This is a genomic window from Spiribacter salinus M19-40 (assembly GCF_000319575.2).
Lineage (GTDB): Bacteria > Pseudomonadota > Gammaproteobacteria > Nitrococcales > Nitrococcaceae > Spiribacter > Spiribacter salinus.
This window is the reverse complement of sequence record NC_021291.1, coordinates 563,626-586,874: the sequence shown is the minus strand read 5'-3', so window position 1 is coordinate 586,874 and position 23,249 is coordinate 563,626. Positions and strand designations below refer to the sequence as shown.

Below are 23,249 nucleotides of genomic sequence, written 5' to 3'. Positions count from 1 at the left end.
ATCAGCGATTATCGACCCGCTCGGCCCGATCGGGATCAACCCACCAGGTGTCGAGGGCCAGCCCATAAGGGGGATTATCTGGTGGGCGACCAAAGCGATCCCAGTGCACCACCCGGAACCGATCAATGTACCAGTTCGGGATGGCGTAAAAGCCCCATTGCAACACCCGATCCAGTGCTCGAGTGCGTGTAACCAGCGCCTCGCGGTCGGGCGCATCGATCACCGCTTCGACCAGCTCATCAATCACCGGATCGCAGACACCCGCCACATTCCGGCTCCCGCTGACGGCGGCGGCCTCGCAGCTCCAGAAATCCCGCTGTTCATTGCCCGGCGATAGCGACTGACCCGCCACGTTCACGGTCATGTCGAAATCGAATTCGTTCAGGCGATTCTGATACTGGGTTGGATCCACCGTGCGCACAGAGACCTCGGCACCCAGCCGCTCCAGGTTACGCCGAAACGGCAACACCACACGCTCAAACGAGGGGCTAACCAGCAGAATCTCGAAATCCATCTCCCGACCCGACTCAGCATGGGTCAGCACGTCGTCCTGAACGGCCCAGCCGGCTTCTCGGAGCAACTTGAGCGCCTGGCGCAGGTTGCCCCGCCGGTCGCCGTTTTTCGTACTGGGGGGCTCATAGGCCTCGGTGAATACGCGCTCGGGTAACTGATCGCGATAGGGCGCCAGCAACGCGAGCTCGTCATCTGAAGGCGTTCCAGTCGCCGCGAGCTCAGAGTTCTCGAAATAACTGCGGGTTCGGGTGTAGGCCCCGTAGAACAGATTTTCGTTTGTCCACTCGAAGTCAAAGGCGTAAGCCAGGGCCTCACGGACCTTGGGGTCAGAGAAAATGGCCCGACGGGTGTTGTAGAAAAACCCCTGCATGCCAGCTGGCCGGTTATGGGGGATCGCCTCAAGCTTGAGTAACCCCTCAGAGACTGCCGGGGTGTCATAGGCGGTTGCCCAATTACGCGCCACATTCTCCTGGCGCAGATGGTATTCGCCGGCCTTGAGAGCCTGTACCGCCACCGTGCCATCTCGGTAGTAGTCGTAACTGATCTCGTCGATGTTATGTCGGCCGCGCTTGAGGGGTAGATCCGCTGCCCAGTAATCCTCTACCCGGCGATAGACCACGCGGCGGCCCTGGTCGACCTCCTCAACCTGATACGGTCCACTGCCGAGTGGCGGCTCAAGTGTGGTGCGGTTGAAATCACGGTCACGCCAGTGGTGCTCGGGCAACACCGGTAACTGACCAAGAATCAGCGGCAACTCCGCGTTTTCAGTGGTTGCGAAGTGAAACACCACCTCGCGCTCGCCGGTAACCTCCACGCGATCCACATCCCGGTAGTACGCGCGATACTGAGGATGGCCGTCCTCACGTAAACGCCGAAAAGTCCAGACAACGTCATTGGCCGTGACGGGCTCGCCGTCATGGAAACGGGCGGCTTCGCGGAGGGTGAAGCGCACAGAGCCGTGGTCATCGGCTACCTCGATTTGCTTGGCAAGCAGCCCGTATTCGGTGAACGGCTCATCAAGAGAGCGCTCGGTCAGCGTGTCATAAACGAGGCCGATACCCTCGGCAGCCGTACCGCGCAAAATAAACGGATGCAGGCTATCGAAGGTGGAGGCCGCCACATTAGCCCGCTTGAGCGTCCCGCCCTTGGGCGCCTCCGGATTGACATAGTCCAGGTGCTCGAAACCGGGTCCGTATTTTGGCTCGCCATGCAGCGCCAGGGCGTGCTCGGCCGCTAGCGATGGCCCGCTGACAGCCAGTGCCAGAAAAGGCATGAGCGTCAGAGCAAGGACGCGGGATCGTGGCATTTTCTCCATCCCTTTCATTCCGGATTATCCTGGCCGCTTGGCCGCTTGCGTGGTTTTGAGTAACGTACTCGGGATTCATTCAGGGGCAAAGGGGTTTCCATGGGTTTTCTCACCAATCGTAAAGCGCTCGTCGTGGGCGTTGCCAGCAACCGCTCCATCGCCTGGGGTATTGCCGAAGCCATGGCACGCGAGGGGGCGGACATTGCCCTCACCTACCAGAACGACAAGCTCAAGGGCCGCGTTGAGCAATGCTCGGAGGCCTGCGGTGGTGGCCCGGTCATGCCACTGGACGTCACCGACGATAACCAGATTGACGCGGTGTTCAGTGAACTCAAGCGCACCTGGGGCCATCTGGACATCGTTGTGCATGCCGTCGGCTTCGCCCCACGGGAAGAGCTTGAAGGCTCTTTTGTCGATAATACGACCCGGCAGGGCTACGCCATGGCCCATGACATCAGCGCCTACAGCTTCGTAGCGCTGGCCCGCGGTGCTCGCCCCCTCATGCAGGGTCGCAACGCCAGCCTGCTGACCCTGAGCTACCTGGGCGGGGAGCGGGCTTTACCCAACTACAACGTGATGGGCCCGGCAAAGGCGAGTCTGGAGGCGACGGTACGGTATATGGCCCATGACCTCGGACCCGAGGGCATCCGCGTCAACGCGGTCTCCGCTGGTCCGATTCGTACCCTGGCTGCCTCAGGGATCGGCGATTTTCGCAAAATGCTCGATTACAACGCCGCCTGTGCACCGCTTCGGCGAAATGTGGGCATTGAGGAGGTCGGCAACACCAGCGCGTTCCTGTGCTCCGATCTGGCGTCGGGCATTACCGGCGAGCTGGTTCATGTCGACGCGGGATTCCACTCCGTAGCGCTCTCCGGCGCCGCACTCGGCGAAGATTAGTCGATCACCCGTGGTGGACAGCCTTAGAGGCTGTCCTCACGGATTTCCACATCGGCGTCAGCTCGCAGCGCAGCCAGCACTGAACGGAAGCCATCCCGGCTATCGAGACCGTTGATCGTCGAGCGTAACTGCTCGCGTTGTTCTGCATCCGCGGCGTCCGGATCACCGGCCTCGATGTCTGTCAGAAGGACCGCCGCCCAGCCACCGGAGGCTGAGGCCACACCGACCGCCCGTTCATTCGAATCTCCCAGGTACAGCCGAAAGGCCCGTTCCCGAACCCCGCCAGGCAAGTCGCGATTATTCCGGCTCGCCAAGCGTGGTGCATGGCCCTCCGCCCCTCGGACACCATTCGCGACGGATACCGGATCGCTTCCGGATCGGAGATCGCCTGCCAACGATTCCGCCTGCGCTTTTGCCAGCGTCAACGCGCGTTCGTTCCTGAATGCCTCCCGCGCCTCGTCGCGAACATCGCTAAGGGGCGGGACGCGTTCATCTTCGTACTGATCAACGCGAAGCACCACATAGGTCTCGTCGTTTAGTTCGATCAAATCACTGTTTTCCCGATCCTCAAGCAACGCATCGCTGAACGCCGCATCTAAAACCGCCGGCTCGCTGCCAATACCGGATTCGGTGCCGCCCTGCGGTATCCAGTCACTCTGCGAGACATCAACGCCTAGTGCCTCAGCCGCCGGCGCCAGGGTGTCCGGGTTCTCGAACGCCAGGGTCTCCAGCTGGTTGCCTCGCTCGAACACGGCGCGCTCGGCTTTATCCAGTGCAACTTCTTGTCGCAATTCATCTTCAAGCGCCGCCAGGCTCGGCTGATCGCTACCCGGGGCATTGGTGACTTCAATCAAATGAATGCCGAAGTCGGTGCGAACAGGATCGCTGAGTTCCTGCGGATCCAGCGACCAGGCAGCTTCTGCAAACGCCGGCGCGAGATCGTCTCGAGCGACCCGACCCAGATCACCGCCCCGCCGCGCAGAGCCCGTATCGTCCGAAACGGCCTCGGCGACTGCCTCGAAGGGTTCACCGCCCTTAATGCGCGCACGGGCAGACTCTATGGCCTCCCGGGCCTCCGCAACCTCGGTCTCATCCGCATCGCGAGGCACCTGCACGAGTATGTGGCGAACCGTCCGTTCACCGGACGCCTCTAGCGAAGCCAGACGCTCATCGTAAGCCGCCTGAATCTCCTCTTCACTGACCGTCATTTCTTCAGCGAGCGCTTCCGGATCCAAAGAGAGATAGCGCAACTTCACCCGCGCAGGGCGCCGGAATCGCTCCGCGTTGTCCGCATACCAGGCCTCGAGTTCATTTTCGGTGAGCTCAACCGCGTTCTGGTAGGCATCAGCGTCCACGCTCACCCAGCCAATCTCACGCCGCTGCTGCTGCAGCGCAATGAGCCGGTCAAGCTCCCAATCAGATGTGTAGGCACTGGACTCCACCACCCGGCGAAGCAGATTGGTTGTGAGATCTTGACGGACCTGCGCTTCGTAACGGTCGGGAGTCAATCGATTCTGCTGGAGAACATCCCGGTAACGGTCTACCGAGAAAGCGCCGTCGCTTTCGAAGAATTCGCGACTGCGAATGTAGGTGGCAACGTCCGCATCGCTGACCTGTATCCCCGTCGCCTCGGCATGGTTCAGCAAAAGCTGACGGTCAATGAGCTGATCCAGTGCTTCGCGCCGGATCTGATCGCTGTCAAAAAGTCGGGAGTCAAACCGGTCACCCAGCACTTCCCGCAATTCGGACTGGCGCGCCTGAAACGCCTCGTCAAGCTGAGTGCTGGTGATTTCCTCACCGTCGACGGTGGCAACGGTTCGCTCACCGCCGCCGTTGCCGACATAGTTGTAGAGGCCAAAGAGGGCGAACGGGACGACCAGCAGGGCAACGATCAGGTAGGCAATCCAACCGCGGGTGCGATCTCTGATAGCTAGCAGCATGTTCAACTACCGTAAAATCAAAAAGGCGCCATTGGCGCCTTCCTGATGATGGGATTAATGGCGGAGCGGACGGGATTTGAACCCGCGACCTCCGGCGTGACAGGCCGGCATTCTAACCAGCTGAACTACCGCTCCGTATCCGGTCTTGGTGGGTGGTGAGGGGCTCGAACCCCCGACATTCGCCTTGTAAGGGCGACGCTCTCCCAACTGAGCTAACCACCCCAGAAAGCAGCGCTTAGTTTACGGCATCCTTAAGCGCCTTGCCAGCCTTGAAGCCAGGCACTTTGGACGCGGGAATGTTGATGGAAGCGCCGGTGCGCGGGTTGCGGCCGGTGCGAGCGGCGCGCTCGCGCACAGTGAAGGTGCCAAAACCAACCAGCGTGACCTGATCGCCCTTTTTCAGTGCGCCAGAAACCGTGGAGGCAAAAGCGTCAACTGCTTTCGTGGCGTCGGCTTTGGAAAGACCAGCCGAATCGGCCACTGCGTCGATGAGTTCGGATTTGTTCATTTAACTTCCCCTTAAAAGGTTTTTCTCTGGTTCATCGTCGGTCTCGACGAATCTGTTGCATGCTACTGCCTGATTGTGGCCCCGACAATGAACGCTCGCGCGTGCCCGGCCATCCGATGGCGCAGCCGTCTCAACATGCAGCCTGTCTTGTAGCAACACCAGCCAAAGCCTGTCAAATGGGCTCAGTGCGGGCGCACCGCCTCTGACCGGTCACCGGCACCCCCGACTGCCTCTTTTGACCCAGCCTCATCACTCGACAGCGGCACTGGCTGACTCACCAGGGCTACATCCAGTACTTCATCGATCCAGCGCATGGGCCGAATATCCAGTTTCCCCTTGATATCGCGGCTGATGTCAGCGAGATCCTTGCGGTTTTCCTCAGGAATAACGGCAGTTTGAATACCGCCCCGAAGCGCCGCCAACAGCTTTTCTTTCAGCCCGCCAATCGGCAAAACCTCACCGCGCAGGGTGATTTCGCCAGTCATGGCCACATCAGCCCGCACCGCGATACCCGTCAGCGCCGAGACAAGTGCCGTGCACATCCCGATGCCCGCGCTGGGACCATCCTTGGGGATCGCGCCCTCCGGGACATGCACGTGAATGTCATGGGTTTGATGGAAACCCGGATCAATACCGAGCGCCTGTGAGCGACTCCGGACCACGGTCAGCGCAGCGTGGATGGACTCTTTCATGACATCACCGAGCTGACCGGTGTTCTGCAAGCGTCCCTTGCCCGGAACGATGGCGCCTTCAATGGTCAGCAGCTCGCCACCAACCTCTGTCCAGGCGAGGCCCGTGACTCGTCCCACCTGATCGTGAGATTCCGCCATGCCGTAGCGAAAACGTCGAACACCCAGGTACTTATCCAGATTCTGCGTGCTGACCTGCACGGCACGATCACGGGGCTTGACGAGCACTTCCTTGACGACGCGCCGGGCTACTTTGGCAACCTCGCGCTCCATGTTCCGTACGCCCGCCTCACGCGTGTAATAGCGCGCCATGTCGCGCAACGCGTTATCGCTCACCTCAAGCTCACCTGTCTTGAGCCCGTTCGCTTTAACCTGTTTCGGCAGCAAATAATTCCGGGCGATATTCACCTTCTCCTCTTCGGTGTAACCCGCCAGCCGAATCACTTCCATGCGATCAAGCAGCGGACCCGGGATATCCAGTGTGTTGGCCGTGCAGACGAACATCACATCGGACAGATCAAAGTCCACCTCAAGGTAGTGGTCGTTGAAGGTGGCGTTCTGCTCGGGGTCGAGCACTTCCAGCAGAGCCGAAGCTGGGTCACCCCGGAAATCCATCGCCATCTTGTCGATTTCATCGAGCAGGAACAGCGGGTTACGCGTGCCTACCTTGGAGAGTTTTTGCACAATTTTCCCGGGCAGGGAACCAATGTACGTGCGACGGTGCCCGCGGATTTCGGCTTCGTCACGCACACCACCCAGCGACATCCGCACGAACCGACGATTAACCGATCGGGCAATGGACTCTCCAAGGGAGGTCTTGCCCACGCCGGGCGGGCCCACAAGGCACAGAATCGGCCCTTTGAGCTTGCGGACACGCTGCTGGACCGCCAGGTACTCGAGAATCCGCTCTTTGACCTTCTCAAGGCCGTAATGGTCGGTATCCAGGATCGATTCCGCCCGCGCCAGGTCGTGCCGGACTCGCGTGCGCTTTTTCCAGGGCAGCGCCAGCATCCACTCCAGATAACTCCGCACGACCGTCGCTTCAGCCGACATCGGCGACATCATGCGCAGCTTGTTCAGCTCCTGATCCGCCTTTTCTCGGGCCTCGCTGGACATACCTGAGGCCTCGATCTTCTTCTCGAGGTCCTCAAGTTCATTCGGCGCGTCCTCCAGCTCACCCAGTTCTTTCTGAATAGCCTTCATCTGCTCGTTCAGATAGTACTCGCGCTGCGATTTCTCCATCTGCTGCTTGACGCGCCCGCGAATGCGCTTTTCGACTTGGAGGATATCGAGCTCGCCCTCGATCAGCGCCATCAGATGCTCAAGCCGCGTGCGGGGGTCCTCCATTTCGAGGATTTTTTGCTTTTCCTCGATTTTGAGGCTCATGTGCGCCGCCACGGTATCCGCCAGACGTCCTGGCTCAGAAATACCTTGTAACGAGGAGAGAATCTCCGGGGGCACTTTCTTGTTGAGCTTTACGTACTGCTCAAAGGCCGAGAGCAACGAGCGTGTCATGACGTCGACCTCCTGGTCCTCCGTCACGTCAGGCTCTGTCAGTGGCGTCGCCAGCGCCGAAAAATACTCGCCATCGACGTCCAACCCCTCGACAGACGCCCGCTCTCCACCCTCAACGAGCACCTTCACCGTGCCGTCGGGCAGTTTCAGCATCTGCAGAATATTCGCCATCGTGCCGACGCCGTAGATGTTGTCGGCGGCGGGCTCGTCAACCTCGGCGCTGTGCTGGGCGACCAGCAGGATCCGCTTGTCTTCGGCCATGGCCGCTTCAAGCGCCTGGATCGACTTCTCCCGGCCAACGAACAGCGGGATCACCATGTGTGGATAGACCACCACATCACGAAGGGGCAGCACCGGCGTTTTCACGCCAGTGCCCAGGCTGGTTTGATCACTCATAGGATTCCTCTCGAGGCCGGCGTGCCGGTCTGCGCCTCAGTCAGAGGCGACAGCCGGCTGTTCCGAGCCGTCATAGATCAGGTAAGGCGCACTTTCTCCACGGATGACCGCGTCATCCACCACGACCTTACTGACGTTATCCAGCGATGGGAGATCGTACATCGTGTCGAGCAGGACATGCTCGACCAAGGTTCGCAGGCCGCGTGCCCCCGTATTTCGGGCGATCGCCTTGCGCGCCACCTCATGCAGCGCCTCGTCGCGGAACTCGAGCTCAACGCCCTCCATGTCAAAGAGACGCTGGAACTGCTTAACAAGCGCGTTTTTCGGCTCACGCAGGATTTGGACGAGGGCTTCCTCATCGAGTTCGTTGAGTGTGGCCACAACGGGCAGCCGGCCCACAAACTCAGGGATCAGCCCGTAACGCACCAGGTCTTCCGGCTCGACATCGCGCAGGGTCTCTCCTACGCCACGCCGCTGCGCCTCGCCTTTGATCTCGGCAGAAAAGCCAATCCCGCCCTTTTCAGAGCGCTGCTCGATCACCTTCTCCAGGCCCGCGAACGCCCCGCCACAGATGAACAGGATGTTACCGGTATCCACCTGCAGGAACTCTTGCTGCGGATGCTTACGGCCACCCTGCGGTGGCACTGAGGCCGTTGTCCCCTCGATCAGCTTGAGCAGGGCCTGCTGCACCCCTTCACCCGAGACATCCCGGGTGATGGACGGGTTCTCCGCCTTGCGCGAGACCTTATCGATTTCGTCGATGTAGACGATGCCCTGCTGGGCTTTTTCGACATCGTAATCGCACTTCTGCAGCAGCTTCTGGATGATGTTCTCGACGTCCTCACCCACGTAACCCGCTTCTGTCAGCGTCGTGGCGTCTGCAATGGTAAAGGGCACATCGAGCAGGCGCGCCAGGGTCTCAGCGAGCAGGGTCTTGCCGGAGCCGGTCGGACCGATCAACAGGATGTTGCTCTTGGTGAGCTCGACATCTTCACGGCCCTGGGGCGCCTGCATGCGCTTGTAGTGGTTGTACACGGCCACCGAGAGCACTTTTTTGGCGTGCTCCTGACCGATGACATGCTCATCAAGCGCTGTGTTGATCTCGTAAGGCTTCGGCAGACGGGCATTGCCCTCCGAAGTCTTTTCTTCCATTTCCTCGCGGATGATGTCGTTGCACAACTCCACGCATTCGTCGCAGACGAACACAGAGGGCCCTGCAATCAGCTTGCGGACTTCGTGCTGGCTTTTGCCACAGAACGAGCAGTAGAGGAGCTTCCCGCTATCGTCGCCGCGACCGTTGTCTTTGTCAGTCATTGGCTACCCTTACGCATGCGAGTAAGTGATGGATTCGACGATGCCCGGTTTTTCCGGGCCACGCAACCGGCCTTACTCAAGCGGCAGGCTGCTGCGATCAGCCAGAACCCGATCGATCAAGCCATAGTCGCGCGCCGCCTCCGGGGCCATGAAATTGTCACGCTCGGTATCCTGAGCAATCGTCTCGAGCTTCTGCCCTGTGTGATGGGCCAGGATCTGATTGAGACGCTCACGCATGCTCAGGATCTCGCGGGCATGGATATCAATATCCGTCGCCTGCCCCTGGAAGCCGCCCAGCGGCTGATGAATCATGACGCGTGAATTAGGCAATGCGTAGCGTTTGCCCGCTGCGCCGCCAGCCAGCAGCAAAGAACCCATGCTCGCGGCCTGCCCGATGCACACCGTGCTGATGTCCGGCTTAACGAACTGCATCGTGTCGTAGATCGCGAGGCCCGCTGTCACGACGCCGCCGGGGCTGTTGATATAAAAGTGGATATCCTTGTCTGGATTCTCTGATTCCAGAAAGAGTAACTGGGCAATCAGCAGGTTGGCCTGGTAGTCCTCGACGGGGCCGACCATAAAGACGACGCGCTCTTTGAGCAGCCGCGAGTAGATGTCATAGGCACGCTCACCGCGGGAGGTCTGCTCCACAACCATGGGGACCATGCCCGTGGCCATGGGGGTGTCGTCGTGGTGATTGTCGCTCATTAGCTGTCGTTCTCCTGACCGTTACCCGGCCTCGGCGTTTTCATCATCCTCAACCCCACTCGTCAGGGCATCGAGGCTCATCGGCTTGTCGGTCACCTGGGCCTGCTCCATGACCCAGTCAACCACCTGGTCTTCCATAACCTGCAGCTGCAGGCTCTGCATCAGCTCCTGGTTCTGGAGGTAGTGCTGCATGATCTGTTCAGGTTGCTCATAACCCGCCGCCACCCGCTGAAGGGCCTGTTGCATTCGCTCGTGATCCAGCTCGATTTCGTTGCTACGCACGATTTCATTGACGAGCAAGCCAAGCGATACCCGACGGCGCGCCTCCTGCTCAAATTGATCTGACGGGAGGTCGGGCTCATCGTCGCCAGCCCCGGCTTGCTTCATCCGCTCCCGCGTCTGCTCGCGCAGCTGCTCGATCTCACCATCCACCAGCGTTTGCGGTAGATCGATCTCGTTTTTCTCGACCAGCGCCTCCATCACTTGGTTTTTGACCCGCGCACGAACTGCCTGTTCCCGCTCGCGCTCAAGACTGTCGCTGATGCGCTCACGCAAAGCCTCCAGCCCCCCTTCAATTCCCAGCGTCTCGGCGAATGTGTCATCCGCCGCCGGCAACTCCGGGGCCTCCACCTTTTTCAGGGTGACGCTAAACACCGCCTCTTTACCGGCGATCGTTTCATCAGGAAATCCTTCGGGGAACGTGTACTTGACCGTTTTTTCGTCGCCGGCCTTCATGCCGATCAATTGTTTCTCGAACGGCTCCGGCATCTGGCCTTCACCCAACGGCACAGGCACATCCTCACCGCTGTTACCGTCGAAGTCCTCACCATCCACCTTGCCTTCGAAATCAATGGTGACCTGATCGCCGGACTCGGCGGCTCGCTCCACTTCCACATGCTCGGCATGCTGTTTGCGCAGGCGCTCGAGAATCCGGTCAACATCGGCCGTTTCAATATCAACCGCAGGGCGTTGAAGTTCGATGGACTCGATGCCCGAGACTTTGATGTCCGGCATCACCTCGAAGTTGGCCTCGTACTCGAGGTCCTCGCCTGCTTCAACCTTCAGAGGCTGGATATCGGGGGCGCCGGCTGGCCGCAACGACTCTTGCTGCAAGGCCTCGGCGTAGGTTGTCCTGACAACCTCGTCCAGGACCTCGCCGCGCACCTGCGGGCCATAGCGCTTCTGCACCACTTTCATCGGCACTTTACCCGGGCGGAAGCCCTGCAGCCGGACCTGCCCGCGCATCTCGCGGAGCTTTTTGTCCACCTGCTCATCCACCCGCTCGGAGGGGACCTGCACTTTTATTTTGCGCTTCAGCCCCTCACCCGACTCCACCGATATTTGCATTACTCACCTCTAGTGACTGGTGCGAAAGGCGAGACTCGAACTCGCACGGGGGGTTAACCCCACTGGGACCTAAACCCAGCGCGTCTACCAGTTCCGCCACTTTCGCGCTTTACAACTGTAATCCTGCAGTATACCGGCATGACTCACTGGGCAAAAGCGACGCCCCGGGATTCGTGAACGCGTCCTATGCTGTCACCACAGCGACGAGCCAGCTCATCCGGCGTTGACGGCGGCTCACTGGGCGACAACGCTGCACCCAGTCGTCAGACATTAGGGAGGGGCAGCGCATGGCAACACTGGCCCTGGAGGCATTCCAGCGACAGCCGGGTGAGATCACCGGCAGCATACTCGAAGCTATCGGCAATACACCGCTGGTCGTTGTCGACGGTATCTATTGCAAGTTTGAATTTCTGAATCCGTCAGGATCCATTAAGGCGAGAATCGCGCACTACATTATCTCGCGCGCCGAACGGGAGGGCCTGCTCAACCCGGGGGACACGATCGTCGAGGCCTCGAGCGGCAACACGGGGAACGCACTCGCCATGGTCGCCGCCGTAAAGGGCTATCGGATGCAGGTTGTCATGCCAAACGGCATGAGCTCAGCGCGCGTCGCGATATCAAAGGCCCATGGCGCTGAGGTCACGCTGACGGGCAATTTCCACGTTAACGATGCACTGGCGCTCGCCGAGGAGCTGGGGCAACAACCCGGCTATTTTTGTCCCCGACAATTCGCCAACGAATGGAACATTGAAGAAAACCGCCATTGGCTGGGTGACGAGGTTCTCCGGCAGCTGCCAGCAGAGGCACGCCCTGATGCCTTGATCAGCGGCGTCGGCACGGGCGGCACGCTCATCGGCCTCGGCCAGGCACTGCGGGCCCGTAACCCCCGCTGCCAGATCATCGGCCTCGAGCCCCGGGAGTCCTGCACCATTGCCTGCGACGAAGTGGGACACCATCGGATCGAGGGGATTTCGGACGGATTTATCCCGGATATTGTCCGCAACCACCGCGACGAGGTGAATGGGCTGGTCAGCGTGGATAGCGACGCCGCCATTACTGAAATGCGACGACTCGCCCGTGACCATGGCATTTTCGCTGGCCCGAGCTCCGGTGCGCATCTCCTCGCCGCGCGGCGGCTCCGCGAGGAAAACCCGGACATGGAGACAGTGATTACGCTTTTTTGCGATGAGGGCGAAAAATACCTCACGGAGTATTACGCGGACTGACTCGGCCCCATTGCATCCTCAAGGATCATGGCGGCGGCTTTCTCGGCGATCATCAGCGTCGGCGAGTTCGTGTTTCCGGAGGTAATCGTCGGCATGATTGACGCGTCCACCACGCGTAGCCCAGGGACACCATGGACGCGCAGTCGCGAGTCCACCACAGCACCGGCGCCGGCATCCGGCCCCATGGCACAGGTACCGACCGGATGGAATATTGTCGTTCCGACATCACCGGCAGCGCTTGCTAAGGCGTCGTCTTCATCAATGGCTGGTCCCGGTAGGATCTCCTCGGGCTGATGAGGCGCTAATGCATTCGTGGCCATGATCCGACGCGTCAGCCGAATGGCATCTATTGCCACCTGACGGTCGCCCGGCGTCGCGAGGTAGTTCGTCTCAATCCGGGGTGGCGAGGCCGAATCTGCATCGCGAAGGCTAATCCGCCCCCGGCTTTCCGGGCGCAAGTTACAGACGGATGCGGTGATTGCCGGAAAAGGGTGCAATGGATCGCCGAGCCGGTCTGTACTGAGCGGCTGGACGTGGTATTGCAAATTCGCCCGATCACGGTCCGGCCGACTGCGGGCAAAGCAACCGAGCTGGCTCGGCGCCATTGAAAGCGGCCCAGTGCGTCGGAGTGCATACTCGATACCCATCGCCATGCGACGGTGGAGCCGGTGCACCCGCTCGTTAAGCGTGCCAGCGTTTTGAACCTGAAAAACTGTGCGCAACTGCAGATGGTCCTGCAGGTTTTCACCAACACCCGGCAGGTCACGCATGGGCTCGATGCCCAGTGACTGAAGCGACTCGGCCGGACCGATCCCCGAGCGCTGCAGCAGGGCGGGACTGTGCACCGCCCCGGCTGAGACGACGACCTCCTGCCCGGCAATAGCGCGCATCGCGACACCCTGCTGAGTCCATTCAACGCCCATTCGGCCATCAGATCCACGGGTGAGACGCGTCACCTCCGCCTGCTTCAGTATCGTGAGATTACTGCGGCTACGAACCGGACGCAGAAACGCACGGGCCGCACTCACCCGCACCCCACGGCGCTGATTGACATGGAAGTAGCCGCAGCCCGTGTTATCACCGGTATTGAAATCATTGACAGGCGGGATACCAGCCTCGGCCGCTGCCCGCTGAAACGCCGCCAGAATCGGCCAGGACAGGCGCTGCTGCTCAACGCGCCATTCACCGCCCTGGGCATGCCAGGCATCACGCAGGAATCCGTGATCCTCGTGGGCGAGAAAGGCCGGCACCACGTCCTCCCAGCCCCAACCGGGGTTGCCCTGATCACGCCATCCATCATAGTCAGCAGCCTGACCCCGCATGTAGATCATGCCGTTAATGGCACTACTACCTCCCATCACCCGCCCACGCGGATAATTCAGCGTTCGGTCGTTCAGTCCGGGGTCCGGTTCAGTTTTTAGGCACCAGTCCGTTCGCGGATTGTTCAGCGTGTAGAGATAGCCTACGGGGATGTGAATCCACAGATAACGATCTGAACCGCCCGCCTCGAGCAAGAGCACTCGCCGACGCGGATCAGCGCTCAGCCGGTTGGCCAGCAAACAGCCCGCTGTCCCAGCCCCGACAACAATGTAGTCGTATCCCTCAAGCTCCTCAGCGGGTGACGCCTGCACCATGCCGCTCTCCCCATGGACACCTACCGCAGAGGATGCATGGAAGCAGACCCGTTTGCACCCCAGGCCTTGTGGCCCTCCGCCACGGCAATGACGGGGAGGCTGACGCCAAGCGCCAGCAGCCAGTCGCGCCAGCCGAGCGGACGGGTGTCGAACAAAAACTGCATCATCGGCGTGTAGATCAGTACCAGCTGCGCCAAGATGGTGGCTGCACCCGCGAGCAGCACATAGGGGTTGGCCAGCAGCCCGCTCCAGTTCAAAGAGCTTGCATGCAGACGCCGCGCCGAGAGCAGAAACCACATTTCAAACAGCACAAGGGTATGGAGTGCCAGTGTGCGTGCCTCGGCAAGATCACGACCGCCCGCCCGCTCCATTAGGAATACCCCAAGCGTTCCGCCCACCATCACCGCTGCGACCAGGACGATGCGTGCGCGCTGTGTTTTCGGGATGAGTGGCGCATTGGTGGGCCGCGGCGATCGCCGCATCACATGGCGCTCCGGTGGCTCGAGCGTCAACGCGAGCGCCAATGTGACCGCCGTAATCATGTTGACCCAGAGGATCTGCGCCGGCGTGATTGGTAGCTGTAGCCCACCAAGCACCGCAAACACGAGTAGCAGGGCTTCGGCCGCGTTGGTCGGCAAAATAAATAGGATCGACTTCACGATGTTGTCGTAGATCACTCGGCCCTGCCGCACGGCAGCCTCGAGCGTGGCAAAGTTGTCGTCAGCCAGGACGACGGCCGAGGATTCCCTGGCCGCGTCGGTGCCGCTCTGCCCCATGGCAACACCGACATCCGCGCGTTTGAGTGCCGGCGCGTCGTTCACACCGTCACCGGTCATGGCCACGACTTCGCCTTTCGCCTGCAGCGCACTCACAAGATCGAGCTTGTGTCTGGGGGAAACCCGCGCAAACACGGCGCTGTCCGATGCCACCCGAGAAAATGTCTCGGCGTCCATGGCATCCAGGTCACTGCCCGTCACCCCGCGATCCGCTTCACCAAGACCGATCTGTCGGCCGATCGCCGCCGCTGTCACGGCATGATCCCCGGTAATCATTTTGATCCGAATGCCCGCGCGCTGGCAGGCAGCCACCGCCGAAATCGCCTCGTCACGCGGTGGATCAATAATCGCCACAAGGCCCAGAAGAACGAGTCCCGACAGGCCCTCAGATGTTTCGAGATCAACCGGGTCATCTCCCAGAGACCGTTCAGCAATGGCGAGCAAGCGCAGCCCTCGCCGGGCCATCGCCTCGGCACTGGTGTGCCAGGCTGCCTCGTCAAGCGACGCGTCACCCGTGCGGGTTCGCGCCGAGCTGCATAACGGCACAACAACCTCTGGCGCCCCCTTGACGACCAGTTTGCGATCGTCCTCCACTGAATTAACCGTGGCCATATAACGACATGCCGAGTCGAAGGGAATACCCGTCTCGCGTGGAGCGGCATCGCGAAGCGCCTCCACGTCAATGCCCATCGAGGCCGCGAAATGCAGGATCGCCGCCTCCATTGGATCCCCACTGATACCCTTGGACCCATCTGCCTGCTCATAAACCGATGCGTCGCAACACAGCGCCGCTGCCTGGGCAAGCGGCCGACTTTCCGCTGGCGGGGCCTCTTTGGCGGCTGAAGAATCGGCGGGATCGGCATCCTGCCCATCAACGCGGTAAGCGCCATCCGCGAGGAGCACCTCCTGCACGGTCATCTGATTCAACGTCAGTGTGCCCGTCTTGTCCGAACAGATGACCGTCACCGCACCGAGGGTTTCCACCGCGGGCAAACGCCGCACGATAGCGTTACGCTTGGCCAAGCGTTGCACGCCAAACGCAAGTGTAATGGTCACGATGGCCGGCAGCCCCTGCGGAATGGCGGCTACCGCGAGACCCACCGCCGCCATGAACATCTCGAGCACGGAAAAGCCGTGCAACAGGATCCCGGCAAGGGCCGTGAGGATACTGCCCGCGACAATCAGCACGGCCAGTTTCCTGCTGAGTTGGTTCAGATGCCGCAGTAGCGGCGTAGTGACCTGCTCGACCTCCGCGAGCATTTCCGTGACCTGCCCCAGCTGCGTGACCAGACCCGTCGCCGCCACAACGCCAACGCCCTCTCCCCGGGTGACCAGCGTTCCCGCAAAGGCCATGGAGTGCTGATCGGCGAGATTGGCGCCCGCGGGCACCGACGCCGGCGCCTTTTCCGCCGGAACCGATTCGCCGGTGAGGGAGGATTCGTCGACCTCGAGCCCTCGGGCACTCAGAATCCGTACATCTGCCGTAATCTTGTTGCCTGGCTCGAGAATGAGAATATCGCCGGGCACCAGGCGAGCCGCTTCAATTGTTCGACGTCGCCGACCGCGGCGGACAACGGCTTGAGGCGCCAGTAGCCCACGAATCGCGTCCATCGCATTTTCCGCTTTCCCCTCCTGGATATAGCCGATCAACGCATTGATCAGCACGACAGCGACGATGGCGCCGGTATCAATCCAGTGACCTAACAAGGCGGTTACAACGGCCGCCCCGAGCAATATGTAGATCAGCAGGTTGCGGAACTGGGCAAGGAAGCGCATCAGTCGCGAGCGCTTTTCAGGCGGCCGCTGCCGGTTCTCACCGTAGGTTTGTAGACGCGCCTGCGCCTCCGCCTCGGTCAGGCCCTCTAGGGTGGTGTCGAGCACCTCCAAGACTTCGTCGGTTTCGAGTGCGTGCCACGCACGAGGATGCTGTGCCATGCCTAACCGACCGGAAAAACGGATGCCGAGTTCGAATCGTCAGTAAAGGGGGCGAAGAAATGGTGGGCCGTGAAGGACTCGAACCTTCAACCAACTGATTAAGAGTCAGCTGCTCTACCAATTGAGCTAACGGCCCATTCAAGCGATATGGGGTGAGCGATGGGACTTGAACCCACGACCACCGGAGCCACAATCCGGAGCTCTACCAACTGAGCTACGCCCACCATTGAACGGACCCCTACAGCATACTGGTCGGGGTGGAGGGATTCGAACCCCCGACATCCTGCTCCCAAAGCAGGCGCGCTACCAGACTGCGCTACACCCCGCCTCGATACCGCAGGCGCTCTCGCGGTGAGACCGCAAAGAGACGCGAGATAATACTCAGCGCCCGCTCGGCGGTCAATGTGCGTATACTCCGCCGCAGTCCAAGGAGTAAAGACTACATGACATTTGCTGATTTCGGCCTGCGCGCCGAGCTGCTCGAGGCCGTACAGGCGTCGGGCTACACCACCCCGACCCCCATACAAGACCAGGCAATTCCCGCCATATTGAACGGCGATGACCTGCTCGCTGCAGCCCAGACCGGAACCGGCAAGACCGCTGCATTCACCCTGCCCCTGCTGCATCGACTGGCAGCCTCCGAACCGGCTGCCAAGCGCCGCCCGGTCCGGCTACTCGTGATTGCGCCGACCCGAGAGCTGGCCGCGCAGATCCATGAGAGCGTCAAATCCTATGGCGGCAGCCTCCCGCTGCGATCCGGCGTTATCTTTGGCGGCGTCGGCATGCAGCCCCAGATCGACCGGTTACGCAAGGGCGTTGATGTCCTGATCGCGACCCCGGGTCGGCTACTGGACCATCTCCAGCGCGGCAACGCGCGGTTGGATGGCGTGGAAACGGTTGTATTGGATGAAGCGGATCGCATGCTGGACATGGGATTCATTCACGACATCCGCAAGATCCTGAAGATGCTGCCCGCCAAACGGCAGACGCTGCTGTTTTCAGCGACCTTCTCTGCGGAAATTCGCCGGCTTGCCTCGGGCATGCTCACCCAGCCCACCGAGATCGACGTCGCACCTCGCAACAGTGCCGCTGAAACGGTTGCTCAGCGCGTCTACCGGCTTGAAAAGGCCGAAAAGCGCCGCGTTCTCAGCCGTCTGATCCGGGATGGCGACTGGCAGCAGGTTCTCGTGTTCACGCGAACCAAACACGGCGCCAACAACCTGAGCCGGCAACTCGATCAGGATGGCCTCAGCGCTGAGGCCATTCATGGTAACAAGAGCCAGGCAGCCCGCACTCGGGCACTGGACGGGTTTAAACGCGGCAAGGTCCGAGTGCTGGTCGCCACCGATATCGCGGCCCGTGGCCTCGATATCGACCACCTGCCCCATGTGGTCAACTACGACCTGCCCCATGTTGCCGAGGACTATGTCCACCGCATTGGCCGCACCGGCCGGGCGGGCAATGCGGGTGAGGCCATTTCCCTGGTCGCTCCGGATGAGGCCAGGCTGCTGAAAGGCATCGAGCGGCTGTTGAAACGGCCGCTCGAGCGCGCTGACGCAAACGCCTAACGGGCGCGAGCCAGCGGTCGGCGCGTCAGTCAATCTGGCGCGCCCGGCAGGACTCGAACCTGCAACCCTCGGCTTAGAAGGCCGATGCTCTATCCGTTGAGCTACGAGCGCACGACCCGGATTGTAACCGAAAGGTGAGGCAAGTTAATGCCGCTCCCTGACTGGATTGGTGTATCGGGCCGGGTTAGAGTGCCGCTTTTTCCAGCGCCCAATTCAGGCATCGGGGAGCATCAATGAGCGCGCGCATCATCGACGGCAAGACTATTGCCGCCTCCATCCGCGACGATATTCGGGAACAGGTGGCTGAGCGAACGGCCTCAGGTCGCGCGGCACCCGGCCTTGCGGTGGTTCTGGTGGGCGACGGGGCCGCTTCGTCCGTTTACGTTCGAATGAAACGCCGTGACTGCGCGGAAGTCGGATTTGTATCCCAGGATTACGACCTCCCGGCCGCCACAACACAGGCGGAACTGCTGGCGCTCATCGACACGCTTAATGCCAATCCGGCAACCCACGGCATCCTTGTTCAGTTGCCCTTGCCCGAGCATATCGACGAAAACGCGGTCATTGAGCGCATTGATCCCGCCAAAGACGTCGATGGTTTTCATCCCCGCAATGTTGGCCGGCTGGTCCTGCGGCTACCGGGGCTGCGCTCCTGCACACCCCATGGCGTTATGACATTACTCAAGCGTGCTGAAGTCCCGCTTGAAGGCGCTCACGCGGTGGTTATCGGGCAATCCAATATTGTCGGCCGACCGATGGCCCTGGAATTACTGAACGCCCGTTGCACCGTTACGATCTGCCATAGCCGCACGCGTGACCTGCAAAGTGAGGTTGAGCGCGCAGATATCCTGGTTGCAGCCGTTGGCCGGACCGAATTCGTTCCGGGCGCATGGATTAAGCCGGGCGCGGCCGTCATCGACGTGGGGATCAACCGCCTCGACGACGGCCGGCTGGTGGGCGATGTCGACTATGCCGGAGCACGAGAGCGGGCTGGCTGGATTACGCCAGTGCCGGGTGGTGTTGGGCCGTTGACACGGGCAACCTTGCTCGAGAACACGATCGAGGCCGCTGAAGCGCTCGATGGTTAGACGTCCGCCTCGCGGATGATCTCAAGGGCGGCATCCAGCCGCTCGACACCCAGTACATCAAGCCCCTTTGGTGCCTGACCGGCGGCTGGGCAATTCTTCATGGGCACGAGCGCTCGACGAAAGCCATGGCGAGCCGCCTCGGCCAGCCGGTCTGCGCCATTGGGCACTGGCCTGATTTCTCCGGCCAGTCCAACTTCACCAAAAATCACCCAGTCCTGCGGGATCGGCCGATCCCGAAGGCTTGAGACCACGGCTAGCAAGGCAGGCAGATCACTGGCCGTCTCCGCTACCCGCACGCCCCCCACGACGTTGACAAACACGTCCTCGCCATAGGTGCTGACCCCGGCGTGACGCTGGAGCACGGCGAGCAACATGCCCAGGCGATTGCCATCCAGGCCCACCGCCAGTCGTCTGGGGTTGGACAACGGACTCTCGGCCACCAGCGCCTGGAGCTCGAGCAGCAACGGGCGCGTGCCCTCACGGGTTACCAGGATGGCACTGCCCGGTACCGGTTGTTCGTGGCGTGACAGAAAGATCGCAGACGGGTTTTTAACCTCTTTCAGTCCCGTATCGAGCATCGCAAACACACCCAGCTCGTTGGCTGCGCCAAAGCGGTTCTTCACGGCGCGCAATAGCCGGTAACGGCTGCCCGAATCGCTTTCGAAGTACAATACGGTGTCGACCATGTGCTCGAGGACGCGGGGACCCGCGAGCTGACCTTCCTTGGTAACATGGCCGACGAGAAACAGCACCGTGCCGCTGCGCTTGGCAAACTGGACGAGCTGAGCGGCGGACTCGCGGACCTGCGCCACCCCCCCGGGCGCCGAGCCCAGGGCATCGCTATGAATGGTCTGGATCGAATCCACGACGAGCACCTCAGGCCGCTCCCGCGCCGCCATCTCGATAATCGCCTCAACCCGCGTCTCGGCCAGCAGCTTGAGGCCATCATCCTCAACGCCCAGGCGTTCTGCGCGCATCCCGACCTGCCGGAGTGACTCCTCACCAGTGACATACAGGGCGCCATGCCGCCCTGCCACGCGCGCGACAGCCTCAAGCAGCAGCGTCGACTTGCCGATGCCGGGATCACCCCCGAGCAGGACCACGCCCCCGGCAACAAGCCCACCGCCAAGCACCCGATCAAACTCGCCAATGCCCGTCGGAAAGCGCGTCTCCGCATCCCTGGGCACCTCAGATAGGCTGACGACCCCACTGTCGCCCGCATACTGACTACCACCACGAGCCGACCCCCGACTGGTTGCAGCCGTCGGTGCCTGAACCTGCTCCTCCAGCGTGTTCCATTCACCACACTCGGCACACTGCCCGGCCCACTGGGGCGAGCTCGCCCCACAGGCGGTACACACAAACAGGGTTTTGACACGACTTTTAGCCATCGGCGCCTCCATGGCGATACACCCGCTGCACCCGCGGGGTCAGCCGGCAGAAAAGCTCATAGCTGATGGTATCGCAGGCCTCAGCGACCTCCCCGGCATGCGGATGCTCACCCCAGAGAATAACGGGCTCCCCCACGCTCGCCTGCGGCACCGTGCGCAAATCCACCGCGATCATATCCATCGAGACCTTGCCGATGAGCGGCACGCGCTGGCCATGGATCCAGACGGGCGTGCCATCGGGCGCATGACGGGGATAGCCATCGCCGTAACCGATCGAGACCACACCCACGGGCATGGCCTCCGGGCACACAAAACGGCTGCCATAACCCACCCCGTGGCCGGCCGGTAGCTGTTTAACGGAAATCAGCCGTGCCTCCAGCTGCATCACGGGCTGCAATGGTCCATGCCGACTGCTGTCGCTGAACGGCGAGGCGCCGTAGAGCATGATGCCCGGGCGGACCCACTGGGCATGCGCCTGCGGCCAGGAAAGGGTGGCCGCTGAGTTGGCGGCAGTGGCCTCGGTGCTCACGCTGGCCGCGCTGGTCGTGCTGGCCAACTCGCCAAACCGCATGAGCTGGGTCTCGGTCTCCGCGCGATCCGGCTCATCCGCACTAGCCAGATGGGTCATCCAGCGGACCGTCCCCACAGACGGCAACGCGGCAAGGCGCTGTGCGGCTGCCTTGGCGTCTGCCGGTGCGAACCCCAGCCGTCCCATGCCGGTATCCACCTTGAGCCAGCAGTCGATCGGGTGCGGGAGGTCCGCAGCGGCCAGCGCCTCGATCTGCCAGGGCTGGTGAACGACCGCATCCAGACGCCGGGCGCTAAACAGGGCGAGCTCCGTGGCGTCAAAAAAGCCTTCCAACAGGATGATTCGATGCTGCAGACCGGCCTCGCGAAGCGGCAGGGCCTCTTCGGTGCAGCTAACAGCAAAGGCTTGAATACCAGGGGCCAGTGTATGCGCCACCGGGAGCAAGCCATGGCCATAGGCATTGGCCTTGAGAACGGCCATCACATTCGTGTCAGGCGCCGAGCGCCGCACAACCGCCAAGTTGTGACCAAGGGCATCGAGATTGATCGTCGCGCGGGCGACCCGGCTCACTGCCAGCCCCCGCCCCCATAACCGGCATCGGCAATGAAGTTCTCAAAGCGTGTGTAGTGGCCAAGGAAGGTCAACCGTAGCGTTCCCACCGGGCCATTACGCTGTTTGCCGATGATGATCTCTGCGGTGCCCGCATCCGGGCTGTCCTCGTTGTAAACCTCATCACGGTAAATGAACACGATGACGTCGGCATCCTGTTCTATCGCGCCCGATTCACGAAGATCAGACATGATCGGCCGCTTGTTGGGACGCTGTTCGAGACTGCGGTTGAGCTGGGAGAGGACCATCACGGGCACCCCGAGCTCCTTCGCCATCCCCTTCAGTGAACGAGAGATTTCCGAGATCTCAGCCGCCCGGTTTTCCTTAAACCCGGGGAGCTGCATGAGCTGCAGGTAGTCCACCAGGACTAAGCCCAGGCCGTGCTCGCGTTTGAGCCGCCGGCACCGTGCCCGCATTTCAGTCGGTGTGAGGCCGGGCGTATCGTCAATGAAAAGCTGCGCCTGCGAGAGCAGGTTCATGGTGCTGGTCAGCCGCGGCCAGTCGTCATCATTCAAACGCCCCGAGCGAATCTTCTGCAATTCAACCCGCCCGAGCGAGGCCAGCATGCGCATCGCCAACGCATCGGCCGGCATTTCCATGCTGAATACAGCGGTCGGCGGGCCCTGCTGTAGCGCCGCTGTCTCGGCAATGTTCATCGCAAAGGTCGTCTTACCCATGGACGGGCGCCCGGCCACGATGACCAGGTCCCCGTTCTGCAGGCCAGACGTCATGCGATCCAGGTCGGTGAAGCCCGTTGCGAGCCCCGTAATATCACTGTCCTGGTGGTAGAGGGTATCGATGCGATCAACCACATCCGGAAGCACATCCCGCACACCCACAAAGCCCCGGCGGTTGCGCCCGGATTGTTCTGCAATCTCGAAGATCCGCCGCTCTGCGTGATCAAGGAGGTCGGCAGAGGACTGCCCCTCGGGATTGAAACCCGTGTTTGCGACCTCCGTGCCAGCGGCGATCAACTGCCGCAGCACAGACTGCTCACGAACGATGTCTGCATAAGCGCGGATATTGGCGGAGCTTGGGGTATCGCGCGCGAGCAGGCCGAGATAGGCAAGGCCACCCGCATTATCCAGCTCATCGTGCGACTTCAGCCACTCCGAGAGCGTTACGGCATCCATGGGCTGGCCGGTCTCGGCCAGGGACTCGAGGGCACGGAAAATCAGGCGATGATCACGCCGATAAAAATCGTCCTCAGAAACCCGATCACCCACCTGGTCCCAGGCACTGTTATCGAGCATGAGGCCGCCAAGCACCGCCTGCTCTGCTTCGAGCGAATGGGGCGGTACTTTAAGGGCATCCGTCTGCGCAGAAGCGCCGCGAACCTCAGCCATGGTGGGCTTGCGTG

The 23,249-nt window shown here is 61.4% G+C and carries 16 protein-coding genes and 7 tRNA genes; 4 read left to right on the top strand and 19 right to left on the bottom strand.

The features are described 5' to 3' along the window. Nucleotide 1 precedes the first annotated feature (1 nt). Nucleotides 2-1,819: an extracellular solute-binding protein gene (locus SPISAL_RS02915; protein ID WP_144060371.1), complete on the bottom strand. Its 1,818-nt coding sequence runs from the start codon at nt 1,817-1,819 to the stop codon at nt 2-4. Between the two features lie 99 nt (nt 1,820-1,918). Between SPISAL_RS02915 and SPISAL_RS02910 the strand changes: the two genes are divergently transcribed. Continuing rightward, nucleotides 1,919-2,716 (top strand): enoyl-ACP reductase FabI, encoded by a 798-nt coding sequence (locus SPISAL_RS02910; protein ID WP_016352976.1) that lies wholly within the window; start codon nt 1,919-1,921, stop codon nt 2,714-2,716. A 23-nt stretch (nt 2,717-2,739) separates the two neighbouring features. Here the strand turns inward: SPISAL_RS02910 and SPISAL_RS02905 are convergent, their stop codons facing one another. The 9 genes from SPISAL_RS02905 to SPISAL_RS02865 form a co-directional block, all read right to left on the bottom strand. After that, nucleotides 2,740-4,656 carry a SurA N-terminal domain-containing protein gene (locus SPISAL_RS02905; protein WP_016352975.1) on the bottom strand — a complete coding sequence of 639 codons (1,917 nt, stop codon included), beginning with the start codon at nt 4,654-4,656 and terminating at the stop codon, nt 2,740-2,742. Nucleotides 4,657-4,714: 58 nt separating this feature from the next. Next, nucleotides 4,715-4,791 (bottom strand) — tRNA-Asp (locus SPISAL_RS02900). Nucleotides 4,792-4,802: 11 nt separating this feature from the next. Continuing rightward, nucleotides 4,803-4,878, bottom strand: a tRNA-Val gene (locus tag SPISAL_RS02895). 13 nt (nt 4,879-4,891) lie between these two features. Then, nucleotides 4,892-5,164 carry an HU family DNA-binding protein gene (locus SPISAL_RS02890; RefSeq protein ID WP_016352974.1) on the bottom strand — a complete coding sequence of 91 codons (273 nt, stop codon included), beginning with the start codon at nt 5,162-5,164 and terminating at the stop codon, nt 4,892-4,894. Nucleotides 5,165-5,346: 182 nt separating this feature from the next. Continuing rightward, complete coding sequence (gene lon / locus SPISAL_RS02885) at nt 5,347-7,764, bottom strand: endopeptidase La (RefSeq protein WP_016352973.1); 2,418 nt, start codon at nt 7,762-7,764, stop codon at nt 5,347-5,349. 36 nt (nt 7,765-7,800) lie between these two features. Then, nucleotides 7,801-9,078: an ATP-dependent Clp protease ATP-binding subunit ClpX gene (gene clpX, locus SPISAL_RS02880; RefSeq protein WP_016352972.1), complete on the bottom strand. Its 1,278-nt coding sequence runs from the start codon at nt 9,076-9,078 to the stop codon at nt 7,801-7,803. A 72-nt stretch (nt 9,079-9,150) separates the two neighbouring features. Next, the gene (gene clpP, locus SPISAL_RS02875; protein WP_016352971.1) at nt 9,151-9,786 is read right to left on the bottom strand and encodes an ATP-dependent Clp endopeptidase proteolytic subunit ClpP; all 636 of its coding nucleotides are present in this window, start codon (nt 9,784-9,786) and stop codon (nt 9,151-9,153) included. A gap of 21 nt (nt 9,787-9,807) precedes the next feature. Beyond that, a complete protein-coding gene (gene tig / locus SPISAL_RS02870) occupies nt 9,808-11,133 on the bottom strand; it encodes a trigger factor (protein WP_016352970.1) in 1,326 nt (441 codons plus the stop codon). 17 nt (nt 11,134-11,150) lie between these two features. Continuing rightward, nucleotides 11,151-11,239 (bottom strand) — tRNA-Leu (locus SPISAL_RS02865). Nucleotides 11,240-11,420: 181 nt separating this feature from the next. On the opposite strand from SPISAL_RS02865, the gene SPISAL_RS02860 reads away from it, so the two are divergent. Next, nucleotides 11,421-12,359, top strand: coding sequence for a PLP-dependent cysteine synthase family protein (locus tag SPISAL_RS02860; RefSeq protein ID WP_016352969.1), 939 nt, complete (start codon nt 11,421-11,423; stop codon nt 12,357-12,359). Here the strand turns inward: SPISAL_RS02860 and SPISAL_RS02855 are convergent. From SPISAL_RS02855 to SPISAL_RS02835, 5 genes are all read right to left on the bottom strand, one after another. After that, entirely contained in the window at nt 12,347-13,993 is a 1,647-nt protein-coding gene (locus SPISAL_RS02855) for a GMC family oxidoreductase (protein ID WP_016352968.1), read from the bottom strand. The genes SPISAL_RS02860 and SPISAL_RS02855 overlap by 13 nt on opposite strands. A gap of 20 nt (nt 13,994-14,013) precedes the next feature. Beyond that, nucleotides 14,014-16,704: a cation-translocating P-type ATPase gene (locus SPISAL_RS02850; RefSeq protein ID WP_016352967.1), complete on the bottom strand. Its 2,691-nt coding sequence runs from the start codon at nt 16,702-16,704 to the stop codon at nt 14,014-14,016. Nucleotides 16,705-16,764: 60 nt separating this feature from the next. Next, nucleotides 16,765-16,840, bottom strand: a tRNA-Lys gene (locus SPISAL_RS02845). A gap of 12 nt (nt 16,841-16,852) precedes the next feature. After that, nucleotides 16,853-16,928, bottom strand: a tRNA-His gene (locus SPISAL_RS02840). Nucleotides 16,929-16,953: 25 nt separating this feature from the next. Continuing rightward, nucleotides 16,954-17,030, bottom strand: a tRNA-Pro gene (locus tag SPISAL_RS02835). A 117-nt stretch (nt 17,031-17,147) separates the two neighbouring features. Between SPISAL_RS02835 and SPISAL_RS02830 the strand changes: the two genes are divergently transcribed. Continuing rightward, nucleotides 17,148-18,272, top strand: a complete 1,125-nt coding sequence (locus SPISAL_RS02830) for a DEAD/DEAH box helicase (RefSeq protein ID WP_016352966.1) — start codon at nt 17,148-17,150, stop codon at nt 18,270-18,272. 35 nt (nt 18,273-18,307) lie between these two features. Here SPISAL_RS02830 and SPISAL_RS02825 read toward each other — a convergent pair. Continuing rightward, nucleotides 18,308-18,383 (bottom strand) — tRNA-Arg (locus SPISAL_RS02825). 122 nt (nt 18,384-18,505) lie between these two features. Here SPISAL_RS02825 and folD point away from each other — a divergent pair. Beyond that, on the top strand, nt 18,506-19,360 hold the full coding sequence (gene folD / locus SPISAL_RS02820) for a bifunctional methylenetetrahydrofolate dehydrogenase/methenyltetrahydrofolate cyclohydrolase FolD (RefSeq protein WP_016352965.1): 855 nt from the start codon (nt 18,506-18,508) through the stop codon (nt 19,358-19,360). Here the strand turns inward: folD and radA are convergent. From radA to dnaB, 3 genes are read right to left on the bottom strand one after another with little or no spacing between them, the layout of a single operon-like run. After that, the gene (gene radA, locus SPISAL_RS02815) at nt 19,357-20,751 is read right to left on the bottom strand and encodes a DNA repair protein RadA (protein WP_016352964.1); all 1,395 of its coding nucleotides are present in this window, start codon (nt 20,749-20,751) and stop codon (nt 19,357-19,359) included. The genes folD and radA overlap by 4 nt on opposite strands. Next, complete coding sequence (gene alr / locus SPISAL_RS02810; RefSeq protein ID WP_016352963.1) at nt 20,744-21,850, bottom strand: alanine racemase; 1,107 nt, start codon at nt 21,848-21,850, stop codon at nt 20,744-20,746. Before alr ends, radA begins: the two co-directional genes overlap by 8 nt. Further along, nucleotides 21,847-23,235 carry a replicative DNA helicase gene (gene dnaB / locus SPISAL_RS02805; protein WP_016352962.1) on the bottom strand — a complete coding sequence of 463 codons (1,389 nt, stop codon included), beginning with the start codon at nt 23,233-23,235 and terminating at the stop codon, nt 21,847-21,849. Before dnaB ends, alr begins: the two co-directional genes overlap by 4 nt. Between the last annotated feature and the right edge of the window lie 14 nt (nt 23,236-23,249).

Bases quoted from the DNA above. Each gene is read 5' to 3' on its own strand.
- SPISAL_RS02915 (WP_144060371.1), bottom strand. From the start codon at position 1,819: ATGCCACGATCCCGCGTCCTTGCTCTGACGCTCATGCCTTTTCTGGCA.
- SPISAL_RS02910 (WP_016352976.1), top strand. From the start codon at position 1,919: ATGGGTTTTCTCACCAATCGTAAAGCGCTCGTCGTGGGCGTTGCCAGC.
- SPISAL_RS02905 (WP_016352975.1), bottom strand. From the start codon at position 4,656: ATGCTGCTAGCTATCAGAGATCGCACCCGCGGTTGGATTGCCTACCTG.
- SPISAL_RS02890 (WP_016352974.1), bottom strand. From the start codon at position 5,164: ATGAACAAATCCGAACTCATCGACGCAGTGGCCGATTCGGCTGGTCTT.
- lon (WP_016352973.1), bottom strand. From the start codon at position 7,764: ATGAGTGATCAAACCAGCCTGGGCACTGGCGTGAAAACGCCGGTGCTG.
- clpX (WP_016352972.1), bottom strand. From the start codon at position 9,078: ATGACTGACAAAGACAACGGTCGCGGCGACGATAGCGGGAAGCTCCTC.
- clpP (WP_016352971.1), bottom strand. From the start codon at position 9,786: ATGAGCGACAATCACCACGACGACACCCCCATGGCCACGGGCATGGTC.
- tig (WP_016352970.1), bottom strand. From the start codon at position 11,133: ATGCAAATATCGGTGGAGTCGGGTGAGGGGCTGAAGCGCAAAATAAAA.
- SPISAL_RS02860 (WP_016352969.1), top strand. From the start codon at position 11,421: ATGGCAACACTGGCCCTGGAGGCATTCCAGCGACAGCCGGGTGAGATC.
- SPISAL_RS02855 (WP_016352968.1), bottom strand. From the start codon at position 13,993: ATGGTGCAGGCGTCACCCGCTGAGGAGCTTGAGGGATACGACTACATT.
- SPISAL_RS02850 (WP_016352967.1), bottom strand. From the start codon at position 16,704: ATGGCACAGCATCCTCGTGCGTGGCACGCACTCGAAACCGACGAAGTC.
- SPISAL_RS02830 (WP_016352966.1), top strand. From the start codon at position 17,148: ATGACATTTGCTGATTTCGGCCTGCGCGCCGAGCTGCTCGAGGCCGTA.
- folD (WP_016352965.1), top strand. From the start codon at position 18,506: ATGAGCGCGCGCATCATCGACGGCAAGACTATTGCCGCCTCCATCCGC.
- radA (WP_016352964.1), bottom strand. From the start codon at position 20,751: ATGGCTAAAAGTCGTGTCAAAACCCTGTTTGTGTGTACCGCCTGTGGG.
- dnaB (WP_016352962.1), bottom strand. From the start codon at position 23,235: ATGGCTGAGGTTCGCGGCGCTTCTGCGCAGACGGATGCCCTTAAAGTA.